Annotated in this window: 11 protein-coding genes; 4 read left to right on the forward strand and 7 right to left on the reverse strand. The window is 61.0% G+C overall.

Annotated elements, in window-relative coordinates:
• Positions 1-476: 476 nt before the first annotated feature.
• Positions 477-665 (forward strand): hypothetical protein, encoded by a 189-nt coding sequence (locus QQL28_RS16370; protein ID WP_284267074.1) that lies wholly within the window; start codon positions 477-479, stop codon positions 663-665.
• Positions 666-838: 173 nt separating this feature from the next.
• Here the strand turns inward: QQL28_RS16370 and QQL28_RS16375 are convergent, their stop codons facing one another.
• The 6 genes from QQL28_RS16375 to QQL28_RS16400 form a co-directional block, all read right to left on the reverse strand.
• Entirely contained in the window at positions 839-3,541 is a 2,703-nt protein-coding gene (locus QQL28_RS16375) for an Ig-like domain-containing protein (RefSeq protein ID WP_284267075.1), read from the reverse strand.
• Positions 3,542-4,125: 584 nt separating this feature from the next.
• The gene (locus QQL28_RS16380; protein ID WP_284267076.1) at positions 4,126-4,725 is read right to left on the reverse strand and encodes a DsrE family protein; all 600 of its coding nucleotides are present in this window, start codon (positions 4,723-4,725) and stop codon (positions 4,126-4,128) included.
• 36 nt (positions 4,726-4,761) lie between these two features.
• On the reverse strand, positions 4,762-5,310 hold the full coding sequence (locus QQL28_RS16385) for a hypothetical protein (protein ID WP_284267077.1): 549 nt from the start codon (positions 5,308-5,310) through the stop codon (positions 4,762-4,764).
• A 68-nt stretch (positions 5,311-5,378) separates the two neighbouring features.
• A complete protein-coding gene (locus QQL28_RS16390; protein WP_284267078.1) occupies positions 5,379-6,422 on the reverse strand; it encodes a TAXI family TRAP transporter solute-binding subunit in 1,044 nt (347 codons plus the stop codon).
• 93 nt (positions 6,423-6,515) lie between these two features.
• A complete protein-coding gene (locus tag QQL28_RS16395; protein ID WP_284267079.1) occupies positions 6,516-8,936 on the reverse strand; it encodes a hypothetical protein in 2,421 nt (806 codons plus the stop codon).
• A gap of 353 nt (positions 8,937-9,289) precedes the next feature.
• Positions 9,290-9,511, reverse strand: a complete 222-nt coding sequence (locus QQL28_RS16400; protein ID WP_284267080.1) for a hypothetical protein — start codon at positions 9,509-9,511, stop codon at positions 9,290-9,292.
• 476 nt (positions 9,512-9,987) lie between these two features.
• Here QQL28_RS16400 and QQL28_RS16405 point away from each other — a divergent pair, with 476 nt between their 5' ends.
• Positions 9,988-10,224 (forward strand): hypothetical protein, encoded by a 237-nt coding sequence (locus tag QQL28_RS16405; RefSeq protein WP_284267081.1) that lies wholly within the window; start codon positions 9,988-9,990, stop codon positions 10,222-10,224.
• A gap of 35 nt (positions 10,225-10,259) precedes the next feature.
• The gene (locus QQL28_RS16410) at positions 10,260-10,604 is read left to right on the forward strand and encodes a VanZ family protein (RefSeq protein WP_431309608.1); all 345 of its coding nucleotides are present in this window, start codon (positions 10,260-10,262) and stop codon (positions 10,602-10,604) included.
• Between the two features lie 1,513 nt (positions 10,605-12,117).
• Here the strand turns inward: QQL28_RS16410 and QQL28_RS16415 are convergent.
• The gene (locus QQL28_RS16415) at positions 12,118-13,500 is read right to left on the reverse strand and encodes a polysaccharide biosynthesis/export family protein (RefSeq protein ID WP_284267084.1); all 1,383 of its coding nucleotides are present in this window, start codon (positions 13,498-13,500) and stop codon (positions 12,118-12,120) included.
• A gap of 382 nt (positions 13,501-13,882) precedes the next feature.
• On the opposite strand from QQL28_RS16415, the gene QQL28_RS16420 reads away from it, so the two are divergent.
• Positions 13,883-15,379, forward strand: coding sequence for an undecaprenyl-phosphate glucose phosphotransferase (locus QQL28_RS16420; RefSeq protein ID WP_284267085.1), 1,497 nt, complete (start codon positions 13,883-13,885; stop codon positions 15,377-15,379).
• Positions 15,380-16,219 lie beyond the last annotated feature (840 nt).

Consider the following 16,219-nt stretch of genomic DNA (forward strand, 5'->3'; position numbering starts at 1 on the left):
CCAGTGAGAGGCTTAGTTGCCGCTGTAGGATCATATGTTGCGTAAGCAATATGAAGACGCCATTTTGTCGCAACCCAAAATCGCGGCGACAGATCAGCAGGCCCGGTATCATAGCGCCTAACTGCTCCGATCTAGCACAAAAGGAGTGCTCCTTTTTAGCAATCTTCCAGCCGGGCTCATTTCGTTTAGAACTGCTTAGCCGGCTTTCGGTACCCACTACGGGCCGGGAGGGCAGTGCCGCGTTCTTGGCGGGGTCAGGTTGCTGAGCTGGTAGATTGCGGCGGAGGCAGAGCCACGCCAGAATGGCCCCGGGCTGAGGCTGCGGCTTTATCGGAGTTGTTGCCGATGCCCCGTTCGCCATCGATCGTGCCGCAAAATGCGAACCATGACACGTACCTCGTATTGCTGGAGGCGTTTGGGGGTGGCTAGGCCGTGCCTGGCGCGAGATCGGACGCGAACAGTATGCCTATCGCGAGATGCTGATCCGCGACCTCTTGGACGGAGTGTGCACTGATCCCGTGCGCATCGTCGCCTTCAACAGCGCCGAAGGTTGGTCGCGGGATGTCACGAGCGAAATCGCCGCCGAGCTGAAGCAGTGCTTGGTCAAAGGGGAAGATATCCCGCCCTCTTTGCAGTATTTGTTAGAGATGGCCACCCAGCATTGATCTTTTGCCGCTTGAGGCCCGCATGAAGTTCTCGAACGAACGGCGGCAGATCATCCCTCGCGCGGCTTAGTATGCGCGCCCCAGAGCGGACCGGATCATCCAAGACGCCCGCCGCGCGACACCGGAACCGCCCCGACGGGGCGGCCCGATGCCGCGTGACCTTGGTTGGCTGGTTAGTGCAAAGGCCTAGCGAGGAAGTTGGCCTGCTGCTGAGATGATGCCGACAATGCCGTCTCTGCCTGCGCGAAATGCGACTCGCCGCCGAAATCGCCCGCCATCATCTGATTCAGGACGGCGTAGGCCTTCGCGACGGCGCCTGCGGCAGGATCGGTCGTCGTCATGGTGGGAGTGGACGCGACGTGCGATGCTCCGGTGTCGCTGAGCGTTGTCGCCGCATGTGCAAAGTCGGGCCGATGGCTCAACCAATGAGCGACGTCCGCGAGGTGGTGCGACTGCCCCCAAGACCTGCCGTCCCCCGACACTGTCGCTGACGTAGTCGACGATGTCGTTGACGTTCCCGAACTTGTCGTGGTCGCCGGTGGATCGATCACCGTGATGGTCTGCGCCGCGCTGGTGATGGGCGTCCCGGTGTTGTCGGTCGCGGTGACCGTCAGCGTCGCATGCGGTTTACCGTTACCTTGGTAGGAGGAGCTCAGCGAGAGACCGCTGTTGACCTCGGCCGCGGTCAGTGTGACCGAGCTTCCGCTGAAGGTCTTACCGTCCAGGTTGTCGGTGATGGTCTCGTATTTCGGCAATCCGGAGATGTTGACCGTCACATTGTCGCCCGCATTGGGCACGCTCACCCCCAGGCCCAGCGGGATGCTGCCGCCGGGGCTGACATAGAGCGAATTACTGGCGACTGTGAGCGTCGGCGCGGTGGGGGCCGCAGGCGGCGGAGGCGGTGCCGCAACCGTCACGGCGTCGGCTGCCGAGGCGGCGCTGGTGTTGCCGGCGATGTCGGTGGCGGTGGCGGTGAAGCTGCGGCTGCCAGGGGCAATCGTGCCGGTGTCGAAGCTCCAGGCCCCGGTGCTGCCCGTGGTGACCGTCCCGATCTGAGTGTTACCGTCATTGACCTTGATCGTGCTGCCGGCTTCCGCGGTCCCCTTCAGGACAAGGTCGGTGAGAGTCGTGCTGCTGCCGACCGCAGCACCTGCCTGCGAATAGGCCGCCAGCGTTGGCGTGACCGGCGCCTGGGTGTCAACCGTGAAGGCGAGCGGGGCGCTTGCTGCACTGCTGCCTGTTGCATCAGTCGCTGTCGCGGTCAAGCTATGGCTACCGTCGGCGAGATGGCCCAGCGCATAGCTCCAGCTGCCGTCGCTTGCGGCGGTCGCCGTGCCAAGCTTGGAGCTTCCGTCATAGACGCTGACCGTGCTGCCGGCTTCTGCCGAGCCCGTCAGCTGCTGCGTCGTCGTGTCCTGTGCGGCATTGACATAGCCGTTGACGATCGCCGCATCGGCAAGCCCAGTCGGGGCCGTAGGCGGCGGAGGCGGTGCCGCAACCGTCACGGCGTCGGCTGCCGAGGCGGCGCTGGTGTTGCCGGCGATGTCGGTGGCGGTGGCGGTGAAGCTGTGGCTGCCACGGGCAATCGTGCCGGTGTCGAAGCTCCAGGCCCCGGTGCTGCCCGCGGTGGCCGTCCCGATCTGAGTGTTACCGTCACTGACCTTGATCGTGCTGCCGGCTTCCGCGGTCCCCTTTAGGACGAGGTCGGTGAGAGTCGTGCTGCTGCCGATCGCAGCACCTGCCTGCGAATAGGCCGCCAGCGTTGGCGTGACCGGCGCCTGGGTGTCAACCGTGAAGGCGAGCGGGGCGCTTGCTGCACTGCTGCCTGTTGCATCAGTCGCTGTCGCGGTCAAGCTATGGCTACCGTCGGCGAGATGGCCCAGCGCATAGCTCCAGCTGCCGTCGCTTGCGGCGGTCGCCGTGCCAAGCTTGGAGCTTCCGTCATAGACGCTGACCGTGCTGCCGGCTTTCGCCGAGCCCGTCAGCTGCTGCGTCGTCGTGTCCTGTGCGGAATTGACATAGCCGTTGACGATCGCCGCATCGGCAAGCCTAGTCGGCGCCGCAGGCGGTGTCGGCGGAACTGTGGTGCCGCCCGATGATGACGTGCCGCCCACACCCTGCCAGCCGACTGCCGTCGACCCGGTCACCATCGTGAAATTGCGAAAGTCGGCGGTTACGGTCTCGGTAGGACCTGCGTTGCGGTAGAGCCCATCCATCCAGTAGGTGCCGGCCCCATAGCCGAGCAGGCCGGTGTAATTCACCACCTGTTTGCCGTCGATCGAGACATCGAGATAACCGCCCGCGCCGGTGTTCGAGAGCTTGGATTGGATATTGATGTCGTAATAGCGGCCGGGCACAATCGGGTTCGGGTCGGTCCAGAGTACCATGTTGACCATATTGGACCCCGCCCCGTTGCCGGGATTGCCGCCGGGCGGACAATAGCGAGCGACAACTTGCAGATGATTGCCGGCGAGCTGGATTGCGAACGGCGGTGACGTCGCCACACCACTCACGGAGTCGTCGTTGTGCATTTCCCCAGTCACAAACCATGACGCCGTGTTGGTGAACGTGTTGTTGGGCCCGTTCGGCTGCACCATGAACTGGTAGTCGATGCCGATGGGAGTCCCGACGGGAATGTCCTGAGCACCGCCTGGCCCGGCGTTCGCGGCACAAATCTCGGAGCGATCGACTGTTCCAGAAGTATCGTAGGGGCCCGCGTCGCCCGGTTGAATTGTAAATTGCAGAGTTTGCGAGTCAGGATTGGTCAGGCTGTAGCTCTTGCCCGCAGTGTGCACTCCGTAGATGTCGCCGCCGATGGTTACACCGCGGGTCTTCGGAATGGGAGAGAACGACGTGATCGTGCCGGTAGTATCCAATTCAGGACTCCATCGAGTTACAGAGTTGTTTCTCTTGACGTTGACAAAGGGATTCTGCTGCCGCGCATCGTGAAGGCGCGCGACCTATTGCATGCTCGCAGCACGCGAACACATTCATGTGCCGCGCCCCGCGAAGGCGCGAGACACAGCGCACGCCCGCAGCGCGAAGCACCGCGAACCGATTTCAAAGCAGTGGGAATTTTGAAGCTGGCCCCCCCGACTGCTGGGCCAGATGGCTAATTAGGAAGTGTGGCGAAAAAAATAGGTGAGCATGGCGATAATTTGCAGTACCGGAGTCCTACGGACGTCACCCCGCAAGTGGAATGCTGAGGGCGGAGGCTGGATGATTCTTTTCAGGCTCAAGGAGCGCCCTGTCGCACTCGGCTTTCCGCGGTCGTCATACCGGAGGTGCGCCGGCGCGCGGTTGAGCGCGCCCCCTCGGTGTCACCACTGGCCTTGCTCTCCTGCCTTTGGGCCAATCGATGGTGCCGTAGCGCCCAATCTTTCCTGCTCGCCCGGTTGCCCTCTGCGCTGGTCGCTCCATTCATTGGACGTCGATCGAATTGCCACGGCTGGTGTCCGGCCTACGGCTTGACGTAGGTCCAGCCCTTCTCCTGCAACTCCATCACGCGCACGACGCCGGACTTCACGACCTCCGCCTGCCGCACAATCGGGATATCCTTGCTCTCGGCCTTCCGCATCCTCTCCTGGGTGTTGCCGCAGGCTTTGAACGAAACTTCGGGCGTGCTGAGGGCCATCTCCTCGATACGCGACTTCACCGGTGACGTGTCGTCACGGAGCATGTTGAGGCCGGGCCCAAACGTGACGACCTCGATCTTCACCTTCTCGCCGGCGTCTTTGTAGTACTGGGCAACGTTGGTCGCGTTGTTGAGGGCGAGATTCATCGCGGCCGGGTCGTTGGTATTCACCTGCAGGATCAGGTGATGCTCTTTCTTATTCGTTGCAGTGGGATCCTCCATACGGGCTAGCGCGGTTCGCATCTGCGTCGCCGTCGTTCGCTTCGCTATGTGGTGCCGCGCAGGGCTTGCCTTGCGTGCGACGGGTTGTCCGTCTTCGGGCGTCCAGTATTTTCCGCCCTGGTCCGCGGCCGCGAACGACGCAGAAACAAGAACGGCGATCGCTCCCACCGCGACCGTCCTGGCAATATGGTGAAACCTGATCATTATGCTCCTCCATCAAAGACAATCATTTTCACATCATCAATGGTTGGGCGTTGCGATGGCGCGCGGCCATCTGCACGCCGCGGCCATCTTCGCGCGCGCTGCGTCCAGCCCGGCGAGCGAGAACGTCCCGTCATGGGCGGTCCTGCCCCGAGGCGAGAGAAGGACGATGAGTTCCCCATTGTCCGGAAGCGACTGGAGCAAGCGAACGACATCCCCCGCGAACGCGACACCGGGACCGAATGCCGGCACGGTTGCTGCGACCTGCACCGCTGGATTATCGTTGACACGATAGGAGATTGCATCGTCACCGCCGCCGCGGGCGATGTCGGGTCCTGCGAGCACCAGCTCTGTCCGGCCGCCGCGGCAGCGTATGGATAGCTGCATCGCGGACTCGCTGGTTCCGCTGCGGGACGATGTCGTCGCGGTCGCGATCAGCGAGTAGTCTACCGGCGAGGTCGTCTGGCTGACGATCCACTCCTCTTCGGGCGTCGGACGGCGCTGAGGCGCGACGGTGCGCGTCAATTTATCCAGACACCCCAGGCGCTCGGCGTGTTCCTTCTGAAGGCAGGAACGGAGCTGCGTCATTGGATCCTCGGCGAACGCAATGCTGCCTGTACTCCCGAGTGCAAAAAGAAGCAGGATGGCGGCGCGTTTCATTGCGATGCATGTGTTGTGCGAGGCTGACGATCGAGCCACGCCTGCGCCGCAGGGACGCGCGTGAGACCCGGAACCGTCGCAGCGAGGTTGATGGATTTCCACTTCGGATCGAAACCGGGCGCCTGCAATCTGTCGATCCGGGAGAAGAGGTGGTCGACGAAGCGCGCGACGCGCTCGGAGCGGTTCGATTTGGCCGGCCAATTGAAGGCGACCAGAGCGGTCGGCACGGCGATCGTCGAAACCCGTTCGCCCTGCTTGATCAGATTGGGATAGTCGGTCGCATCGAGAGAGGCGGGAAGATAGTAATCCTCGAACTTGCTGTCGTACGGGACAGGCAGGAACTTGAAACCTGGCTCCCACCGACCCTTCACGAAAGCATCCACCGGCTTCGATGTAATGAAGACGACGGCTGCCATCTCACCTTTGCGCATCTGCTCAAGTGCGAGCTGGTGCGGAATGAACGTTTTTTCCACCTCGATATTGAGGCGGCTGAAGATCATCGGCCCCGAATAGGCCGCAGCGGTACCCTGGTTGTTGAAATTGACCTTCTTGCCGGCGAGGTCGTTCAGACTCTGAATCTCGGGTCGAACGAAGATCTGAAGCTCGGACGGGAACAGATTCATGACATACGCAATTCGTTGCTGGATGTCCGGCACCTGGCTCTTGTATTCCTCGAGCGCGTCGGAATTGATGATCGCCGCGTCGATGCCGCGCAAATAGAGCAGGGAATTCAGGTTCTCCGTGGCCCCGCGTGTGACGACCGGAAGAACATGGAGGCTGTCCCCATCGTCGACGACGCGCGCGATCTCCGCCGCCAGACGGATCGGTGCGCCCTCGAGGAGACCCCCGGCCAGGCCGACAGTCCAGGCGTTCATGGCCATCACTTCCGGCCTTGGCTGCGCCGGCGCGGACCGAACCGGGTGAGGCTTCTGGGGCCGCAAATTCAGGGGCCGCGCATCCGCCGAAGGCTGAATGGCCAGGAGCAATGGTGCGAACGCGGCCAGCAAGAGCAGCCGACGCCATCCTGCAAATCTTTTCATCGACCCACTCCTCTACACATGCTGCATCCGTGTCGGGGCTTTCGATCCCCGATTGCGCATTGCTGACCTGGAACATCGGTGCACGAGATCGCGCTATCGACGCAGCGCTTCGAATCGCGCCTTCGCCTCCTTGATTCCTCCAGCTTCGGCCCGCGCGTAAAGAGTTCGCGCTTTAGTGAGATCGCCCTGCGTTCCATACGTTCCGAAACTTGGAAGGATCAACGGATCGTAGGTTTCCGCGAGTGCGAAGCTTGCTTGGGCGCTGCCCATCTCAACGGCGCGCTCCAGCACGATCCGCGCCGCGCCGATGTTTCCCTGTTCAAGCAGTACGCTCGCGCGCGCGATCAATTTCGCCGCTTGCACCCCGTCGTTAGGATTGACCGGAGCATCGCCCTGGCTGCGCGCCGCCATGGCCTGGACTGGCTTGTCTTTGACCGGCTTGTCTTGGGCCGGTTTGTCTTGGGCCGGTCTGTCTTGGACCGGTCTGTCTTGGACTGGCTTATTTTGGACGGGCTGGATCTGGATTGGTCGTGCCGGCGCTGCGGGCGGCTCCTCGCGGGCCGCCTGGCCGGTGGTCGCGGGCTGAGACGCTGCCGAGGGAATTTTCGCCACGAGCGCGCCGTTGGCTTGACGCGCCAGTGCGAGATCCTTCTCCAGTCCCTCAGTCCGCTCGCGTTCACGCAGCAACAGGCTGCGCAGCTCGGCCGTGTCGCGCTCTCCGGCCTGCTTGATCCGTATGACTTCCTCGCTTGCCTTGGACGCGCGCTCGGTCTGCGCGTCGAGATTGCGGCTGGCTTTCGCGAGATCCCGGGCCAGCTGCTCAGTCCGTTCGCGCTCGCGTTGCTGCGATAGCCGTAATTTGGCTGTATCGCTCGCTTCCTCCTGTTTGAGCTGCGCCGCTTCCTCGCTGGCTTTGGTCGCCTGAGCCTCGTACGCGTAGATCTTGCTGCGTGCCATGGAGAGATCCTGCGCCAGCGCATCGGCTCTCTCGTGCTCCTTTTGGATCGATCGCCTCTGTTCCGCAGCGCCAGCTTGTGCTACCTGCGCCAGCCTGGCGACCTCGTCGCTCGCCTTGGTCGCCAGCGCCGTCTGCGCATCGATATCTCGTCGCGCGGCAGTCAGCGCCTGCTCCAGCTGGCCGGACCGATCCCGCTCCTGTTGCAGGGATTTCTGCAGCTCCGCCGCGCCGCTCTCCCCTGTCGCTTTCCGCAGGGACGCGTCCTCGCTGGCTTTCACCACCAGTGCCGTTTGCGCCTCGTATGCATAAATAGCGCTTCGCGTCAGGGAGAGATCCTGCGCAAGCGTGTCGGCCCTTTCGCGCTCCTTCTGCATCGATTGCCTCAAGTCCGCGGCACTGGCCTCCGCCGCCCGACTTCGCTGCGAAACTTCCTCGTTTGCCTTTGCCGCCAGTGCAGTCTGGGTTTCGGCATCGCGCCGCGCGGCCGCGAGATCCTGTTCGAGCCGCGCCGACCGCTGGCGCTCCTGCTGCAGGACCTTGTGCGACTCCGCGACGCTGCTCTCGCCCGCCTGTTTCAGCCGGGACGTTTCCTCACCGGCTTTCGTCGCCAGCGCAGTCTGGGTTTCGGCATCGCGCCGCGCGGCCGCGAGATCCTGTTCGAGCCGCGCCGACCGCTCACGCTCCTGCTGCAGGACCTTCTGCGACTCCGCCACGCTGCTCTCGCCCGCCTGTTTCAGCCGGGACGTTTCCTCACCTGCTTTCGTCGCCAGCGCAGTCTGGGTTTCGGTATCGCGCCGCGCGGCTGCGAGATCCTGCTCCAGCCGCGCTGACCGCTGGCGCTCCTGCTGCAGGACCTTCTGCGACTCCGCGACGCCGCTCTCGCCCGCCTGTTTCAGCCGGGACGTTTCCTCACCTGCTTTCGTCGCCAGTGCAGTCTGGGTGTCGGCATCGCGCCGGGCGGCCGCGAGATCCTGCTCCAGCCGCACAGATCGCTCGCGCTCCTGCTGCAGCGATGCCTGCAGCTCAGCCACGCCACTCTCGCCCGCTTGATTCAGCCGGGAAGCTTCCTTCAGTCGGGAAGCTTCCTCGACAGCCTTCGCTGCCAACGCCTTTTGGGTTTCGGCATCGCGCCGCGCGGCTTCAATACCCTGCGCCAGCCACTCGGCCCGATCATGCTCCTGCTCGAGATGTTGCAGCAACTCGATGTCGCGCCTTGCAAGGGCAAGTTCGCAGGACAGTGACTCTGCCCAGTCGCGTTGCTGTTTCGGAGGCTGCGGTGGGGCTCCGGTGTCGCTGGTCGTCGCTTGCGCAATGTGCAGCGATTTGTTGCGGCCGCCCAGGCTCAGCGGCAACGTCTTGAACTCGTCTGAATCGAAATAGCGGGCAGTCGTCGCCTGTCGCGCCTCTGCAGGGTGTCGCAACTGATCCGGCGAAGCCTCCGCTTCCGACACCCATGTCATGGCGAGCATGACCGCTGTCATCCACAGGAGTGCACATCGTCCCCGCGTGAGGGAGATCTTCACCACTTCCTCGTTGAGCATGACCGTGCGACTCATCTGCAATCACCTGTCGCTTGGCGATACGAATTCCTTCAGATGCCTAGGCTACGGATTGTGATCATCGAAGCCGTGAACTGTTCTAAACTGCCTTCCCATGTATTTCGCGAATTGATCTGATCGCCGACGAACTATGGCGGTCCGGCCGTCTTCGCAAATGAGACGACCCCTGTGGGCTGGAGCCTGGCGCCGTCCATTCCCGCGCCTGTCTTCAGGACGCACCAAGGACAAGAACCGCAAGCGCTTCTATTGCGTCCCGAAAAGGGACGCGGGGCAAGCACTACAGGTTGGTACTCCGTGTGGCCGAAACAAAACGGGTCAACAATTCTCACGTGCAACCACAATCAACCATGCTAGAAGTCTCGCTTTTGCTGCTTGAAGAACGGTAGCAGCTTCTCGAAAATCTCATCCCGATGCCGTTCGATTTCCCGGTTGAGTGCATCACTAAAGCCGGGTGCATGGGTATGGATCGTTTCCCGGTCTGCTGAAACTTTTGTCGGCGTTCCGTCGAGGTCTACCCAGCCGCTCAGGGCCTTGCCGTCCCATTCAATCGTCTGCGTGTGACTAATCGACAAGCTGGCCTCCAAGTAGCGCCTTCCTGGATCGCCATTGCATTACTATCAACCCTAAGGAAAGCAGAAGCTATTGTTGCCAAGAAACAGGGCTTTAGAACAACTGCCATGGATGGGTACTCCCTATGCGGGTCAGCCGGTACAAACCGCTATTTGAAATCATAAGTCGAGCGTTCAATGATGCTTTGCATCTAATCGGCCGTGTGCCGATCCAGAGCGAGCGCGGCCCGCAACGTCGAGGCGTTGGAGGAATCCGGAGTTTGGCTCAGTGTCCGATCACTTTGGAGTACTCTCCTTTCGTCCATGCACATCAGGAATTGTGCACGCCTGTGTCAGGAGGAGGTGGTAACCTTTGACCGAGTGTTCGACCGCTTAGGTGGGGCATGAATTTTGCCGAAGGGGTTTCCGCAGCAGGACATCGGAATTGCCCCAGAGCAACCGGCGCCGCTACCTAGATCAATGCTACATATGAACACGCCTTGCAGACCCGTAAGCTCAGCGTAGAAACTCGCAGGTCGATCTCGCTCAAGCTGGATGCGCTGCAGCCGACTGAATCGTCCAAGGCTCGCGGCCTGGGCGCGGCGTACGAAGAAATATTTGCTGAAGGGTTACGAGTATTGATGTTGCCGTTTGCGGTGGCTGGAGGGAGCAGGCTCTTGAAATCGAGTCTCAGAAATGAAGAGCCCCGGCTGGGGCTGCCAGTCGAGGCGCTTTAGTGGTTACTAACGCGCTTCTTCGGCTCGTAGCCTGGTTGCTCGCGGCCGCGGTCACTTTCGTAACGCTCGGACCTCAAGGCGCTCGGCCTTACCCCGTTCTCGGACAGCAAGGCGATCACGCGCTCGCCTTCCTTCTGGTCGGGATTTTCTTCGGTCTTGCCTATCCGCAGCGGCGGTGGACTGTTTCAGCAGTCGCCATTGCCCTGATCGGCCTGCTTGAGATTTTGCAACTATGGGTGCCGGGACGGCACGCGAGGTTTGAGGATTTTGTGGTCGATGCGCTCTCGGCCTCCGTTGGCTTCGCACTGTCCGCAGCGGCCAACTGGATGATGGCGCAATTTGGCCAAGATCCCGGCGCGGTGACGCGCCCACGTCCTTAGTGAGCACACTGATCTGGCTCGCCCGAGGCTTCTTGCGAGTCACATGCCCAGGGCGGATCGGCGCCTTCTCTGAACCTTTCTTGCTTCGACGTCACAGTGCGCGAGGGGATCTCCGACGCAATGGCAAACGCGGTGCGTCCGCTACGTCGTATGTCGGCGACCGCGACGGTCGTGCTGCGTGCGTCCACTGTCAGCACTATGCGAGTGCTGTTCCTGCGGCCATATTTCACGGAAGCGACGTCGTCGGCCCGGGGGCGGGGGGCCACACGCTACGGTCGGCGATGCGCCGGTGGCCGTCGTCGTGCAAGGACCTGATCAGTTAGGTGTCGATAAAGACAGGTGCGATCGCATTATGGTCTGCCTCGCGGGCCTGGCGAGTTCTCCGTAGGTGAGGATTGGTCACCCGAGAGCAATGTAAGGCCTCCGAACCGCTGCTGTGCCTATTCGCGCACGATGTCGGCGAACAACAAGTGTGGCTGGGCCTCGACCCGCGAAGTCAACACGATGGCGTGCTGCCAGGCCGATCCACATTCGCGGGATCGCGCTGCAGGTGATGCAGTTGATCGAGCCGTCACCGACTGCAACGCCTGCGCCGGTCCCTCGGCAGCTTGCTCCCGGAGCTGGATCTCGGTCGTTCTCGACGCCGATGGCAGAATGGAGGACCTGGTCTGCCTCTAGCGCGGGCGCAGGGGGTACGCGAGCTGACCGCGAGACGAAGCGGCTCTATCAATCGGACCTAGTGCATTGGTGCGCGGGCACTCCGCCGCCGCTTTGGTCGGTGCCGCGGATCGTCGAATTTGAGCTCGGCGACCAGTCGCCAAAGCTGAACCTCGTGACCGTCCGCTAACCGCCCGGCCCGCTCGGTTGCGGACGCGTCGTCCGGGCAGTGAAGGTTGACCACGCCCCCCAACTGGCCGTGTTCGTCCAGTACGTATGCACGATAGTGCGGCATCGCTATTCCCCACGCGTGACATATCCTACCTTCCAGCCTCGTCCGCAGCGTGGAGATTTTGGGTCATTACGAGCTACCTCTCTTGGACAGCATGTTTGCTGCCCGTCTCGCCAGGAACCGCTCAGGCGGTCCGACCATTCGGTGCCCTTTCAATCATTTTGGGAGCGCCCGCCAAGCCGTGACGGCGGAGACGCCTGGATTCCCGGACTTTCGGACGCGCGCTAGCTTGATAGCCGCTGGGGTTCTGCAATTGCCAACGCCAATGGTCTGTACACATTGCTGCAACGATCGGGTCGACCTCCAGCCCTAGGCCGCCATCGCAAAGGTCGGGTCGGCATAGCAGACGGCGACACCACCGGCCCGGCGCGCCTTGATTTCACAGGGCACCGCCAATGGGATCAAATGGGTTCCGGCTCGTGAGCTTCGCCGATTTCTGCTTCGGGGCAGCGCCCCGCCGCATTGGAGTAACGGAGCGAGACCGAACGAAGATTGTGAGACGCATCGAGCCTATACCTGCCTAGGCAAAGGCAATCTCCCGTTGCAGAATTGCGACGGCGCTTGTTATCTCTGCCCGACGCGCACCGAACCGCCAGCTGTCGAATCGGTCTGGCCTGTCCCAGGTGAAATATTTGAATTGCCTAGCCTTCGGGGAGGGACGGCAGGACCATCCTGGTATTGGAGGCTGACCTCGACGGCGTCACCCGGCTGCAGTTCGGTATCTTCGCTTGCGATGATCCGTTCCTGCCCCTTAGCGCCCTTCCTGATGATGGCAATCTCCGCGTTGTTGCCGGCTCCTCGCACGAGTTGCGATCGAATCATCGCAGTGTACTGAAGCTTCTCGCCGACGCTCTGCAGCTTCTCGCGAATTTGATTGAGCCTTACGCTGGTATCTTGCAGCTCACGGAGCAGGTCGAGCCTCCGCTGGTCATCTAGCCTTGCCAGCTTTCTGACGAACTCGTCCTGCTGCTTCTTGACCTGCAGCAGTTGCGCAGAGGTTTGCAGCTTCCTGGTTGATGACAGCAGCACCGCGCGACGTGCATCCGTAACGCGAGGGCTGATCAGGGAGCCCTTGCCGAAGAGCTCGGTCGCTTTCTGCAGTTCTTCAAGATCTCCCTGAAGTCCCTCTTCGTCCTTCTTCTGCTGCTCTGACAGCACACGGACCTCGTCATCTCCCTGCCGAATGCCGTGCTGAAGGAACGTCTTTTCCTGCTGATAATCACTCTGCTTGGTCTTCAAATACTCCGTTTCTGCATTAACGATTTCCGAGATCGCCGATCGAGCTAAGGGCGCATCCATCAGAGCGCCTGGACTGATCTGGGCTCCCTCTCCAAGTTCAGACTTGATGCGCCACATACGCGCCTGTTCTTTGGCCAGCTCTGTCCAAAGCGAACCATACTCGCTTCTCAAGTCAATTGACTCGAGATACGGGTTGTTCATTCTGATACGCATGGTTTCGTAGCCGCCTGCCACGGCGACGAGCTGGCGTGCGGTGATAGACGGACGATAAGGGTACTCACCCGGCTTCGATACATCCCCATTTACGTATATGGGCTTGTATTCCGCGATAACCGTCGTGACCTCGTCTGCGTCGATCACGACAACCGTCTCACGGCCATCCGGTGTCCTCGCCCGAAATACCTTGCTCGCCAGTGCAGCCCCGATTTTGGCTCGGATCTGCGCTAAGGGCAGGCCGGCCACTGGAAGCGTTCCGACCAGTGGCAACGAAACGTTCCCGTCAATTTGGACGGCAGCACGATGCCGCAGATCCGGCACGCCCGCCACGGCAACCTCCAGCACATCTCCAATGTTTACCAGATATTCGGCCTTTACTTGAGTGGTGGAAATTGTCAGACCAACAGCCACCAAGCCCCATTTGATGCAACGAACGAGGTCGCTGCCAGAGACGTCGATGTGGAAGCTATTGCGCAGTCTGGAGTTCGGCATGGCGGCAATTCCCTGTACGAACGTGGTCCGAGTGAAGTCTTTCAAATCTCTCGCGGAAGGCAGCACGTCAACATCGCTTCCGTCCGAGCAACCGACAGGCGATCTGCAAAACTACGTTCTGTTCTCTCATTGACGCCGAACCGCTCGTCGCCGTCTTCCGCTCTGTCCGACTGATCGGTCGTCTATTGATCATACCCAGCGAACCCATTGGGACGGGCGCTTCGATTGCTGCCCGAATCTAATCCCGCGCTGTCGCGCCTCAATCGACCATCGTAGTTACCCACTTATTGCCCCGTCCCATCCAGTTATTGCCAATTTCCATCCAGTGACCCGGACTGTACTTATTCAGCCAAAGTGACGAGTGATTGGGTGGCTGACTGCTATGAACTATGCGTCCTTCACCAATTTGCCGGCCTCTACCAAGCTCCCGGCACATGCGGTCGATGGCGGCAGGGCGATCGAAGGAGGCGTTGGAAGGAGCAGATTGACTGCTCTATTGGTATTGGCAGCAGGTACCGAGTTCCTGCTCGTAGCCGGGTCGGCCTATTTCGCAGCTGTCCTCTATCATCGAGTGGTCTTGCTGGGGTCGCCGGATTCCGCCAGGTACATTCCGGAATCCTTTCTGATTTCCACATTGGCGTTGCTGGTTTCCATAGGACTTCGGCAATATTCCCGAATCCTGACGCAGCCCCGCCACGTCTTCCTATGGAGCGGGGCCAGCAGCGTCCTCCTCGTATTCTCCTTCTTCGTCTCAACGATATTCGTTCTGAAAATCTCCGGGGATTACTCGCGCGCGACCGTCATCGTCCAGGCTGGGTGTGTCCTCCTCACCGTGCTCTGCACACGGGCAATATGGTTTTCAGTGCTACAGCCCGCTATTGCGTCTGGTCTGATCGATGCCAGGCGCGTCATCCTTATAGGAGACCCGGCTCACTGCTTGCAGTTCTCTGCACGTGCTAAGGGTACCGGAATTCGGACCATCCGCTCGTTCGACTTTCCGCGGGCCCGCGCCGATTCCTCGGTTCCGGCTAACCTCGACGCCGTCCAAGCGCCACCTGATGTCCGCCAACTGCTCGCGGACTGCCGTCCCCTCCGAGCGGATGACGTTGTCATATTGCTTTCGGAATCAGATGTTGGCTCTGCTCTCGCGCTTGCCGGCGCCCTGTCAGACCTGCCAATAGACGTTCACGTCGTCCCTGTTGGATCCATCGATCTGATGGCCGTGTCGCGGATCACTCAGTTCGGCAACATGGTGACGATGCGGATATTCCAATCCCCGCTCACTCCCTTCAACCGAGCCATCAAACGGGGAGTCGATATCGTCGTTGCAAGCGCGGGCCTTGTTGTGACCAGCCTCCTTTTCGTGATTGTTCCGCTCGCAATCAAACTCGAGTCTCGTGGGCCGGCGTTTTTTCGACAGACGCGGCACGGCTACAACAACGAGCCCATTCGCGTGTTGAAATTCCGATCGATGACCGTCATGGAGGATGGCGACAACTTCAAACCGGTCACCAGACACGATCCGCGCGTGACCCGTCTTGGACGCCTTCTGCGCCAGACCAATGTCGACGAGCTTCCGCAATTGTTCAATGTTCTGGCCGGCAGCATGTCGATCGTCGGGCCCCGTCCACACGCGACCTCGCAAAACGAGCTGTTCAATGAGCTGATTTCGTCATTTTCCCGCCGCCACAATGTCAAGCCTGGTATTACAGGTTGGGCTCAGGTCAACGGGTATCGTGGCGACGTCGACACGCTCGAGAAGATGCAGCGTCGGGTGGAGCATGATCTGTATTATATCGACAACTGGTCACTCATTTTCGATCTTAAGATCATAGTCATGACGTTCTTTTCCAAAAAGGCGTATTGGAACGCTTTTTGACGCGACCCGATCTGCAACTCCTTGTGCTGACTGATTCGTTTCGTTTGGCTTGGTAAGATCGCAGGCCGTATTGGACGTGCACACCGATACTCTGCGGCGGTCCTGTCCCTCGTTTCCTTCAGCAATGCAATGGCTGCGTCGGCTTCGCGGAGCCAGCTCTGCTGGAGGACGAGGGTCCTGCTGAAGACGGATCGGCTCCTGATAGTCGGAGAGATAGACGCGAGTGCCCTATCGACGAGGTGCTTGCGGATGCGGAGTATCGGGATCGTCGCCCTGGAGCTTCGCCACGCTCGCCGACGTGATCGCGCGCGCATCCGAGCTCAAAATCCGCAACCGGACGGTGCCGGCGGCGCTCGCGGTCTCCGATGTTGGCAAAGGTGCGGCTTTTGCTCGCCGCACGTGTCCTTCGCACGCGCAATGGCTGCACGCGTCAAGCAAGGCGCCGGCAGCACCTTCGTACCTCGATGTGTCGCAGCTCGGGCTCTTTCCTGCCAGGAGGAGCCTCATTCGGAAGGAGTACCCTAAACGGGATAGTAGCGCCTCCGGCCGTAATGAGTTTTGCCAACCTGCTGCTTCTGAAGCGCACCAGCCTGCCACGCGCCAAGCCAAACGGTCGTAAACCGTTGCGAGAACGATAGGGCCAACTGTTGGCCGTTCGATGTCTCGAACGAGATGTCCCGTTCATGAGCGGTGGCGCCTTCGGTCGTTCAATTTTCATCCGACCATAATTCCAGATTGGCTCGGATAATGCGAAAGATTGAGACGGTTAAGACGATCATCGCTATGGTCGCTGCTGATACAATTGCAGTGAACATGATCGACCTCCCTTAGAGAGAGGGA

The organism is Bradyrhizobium iriomotense, from assembly GCF_030160715.1.
Lineage (GTDB): Bacteria > Pseudomonadota > Alphaproteobacteria > Rhizobiales > Xanthobacteraceae > Bradyrhizobium > Bradyrhizobium iriomotense.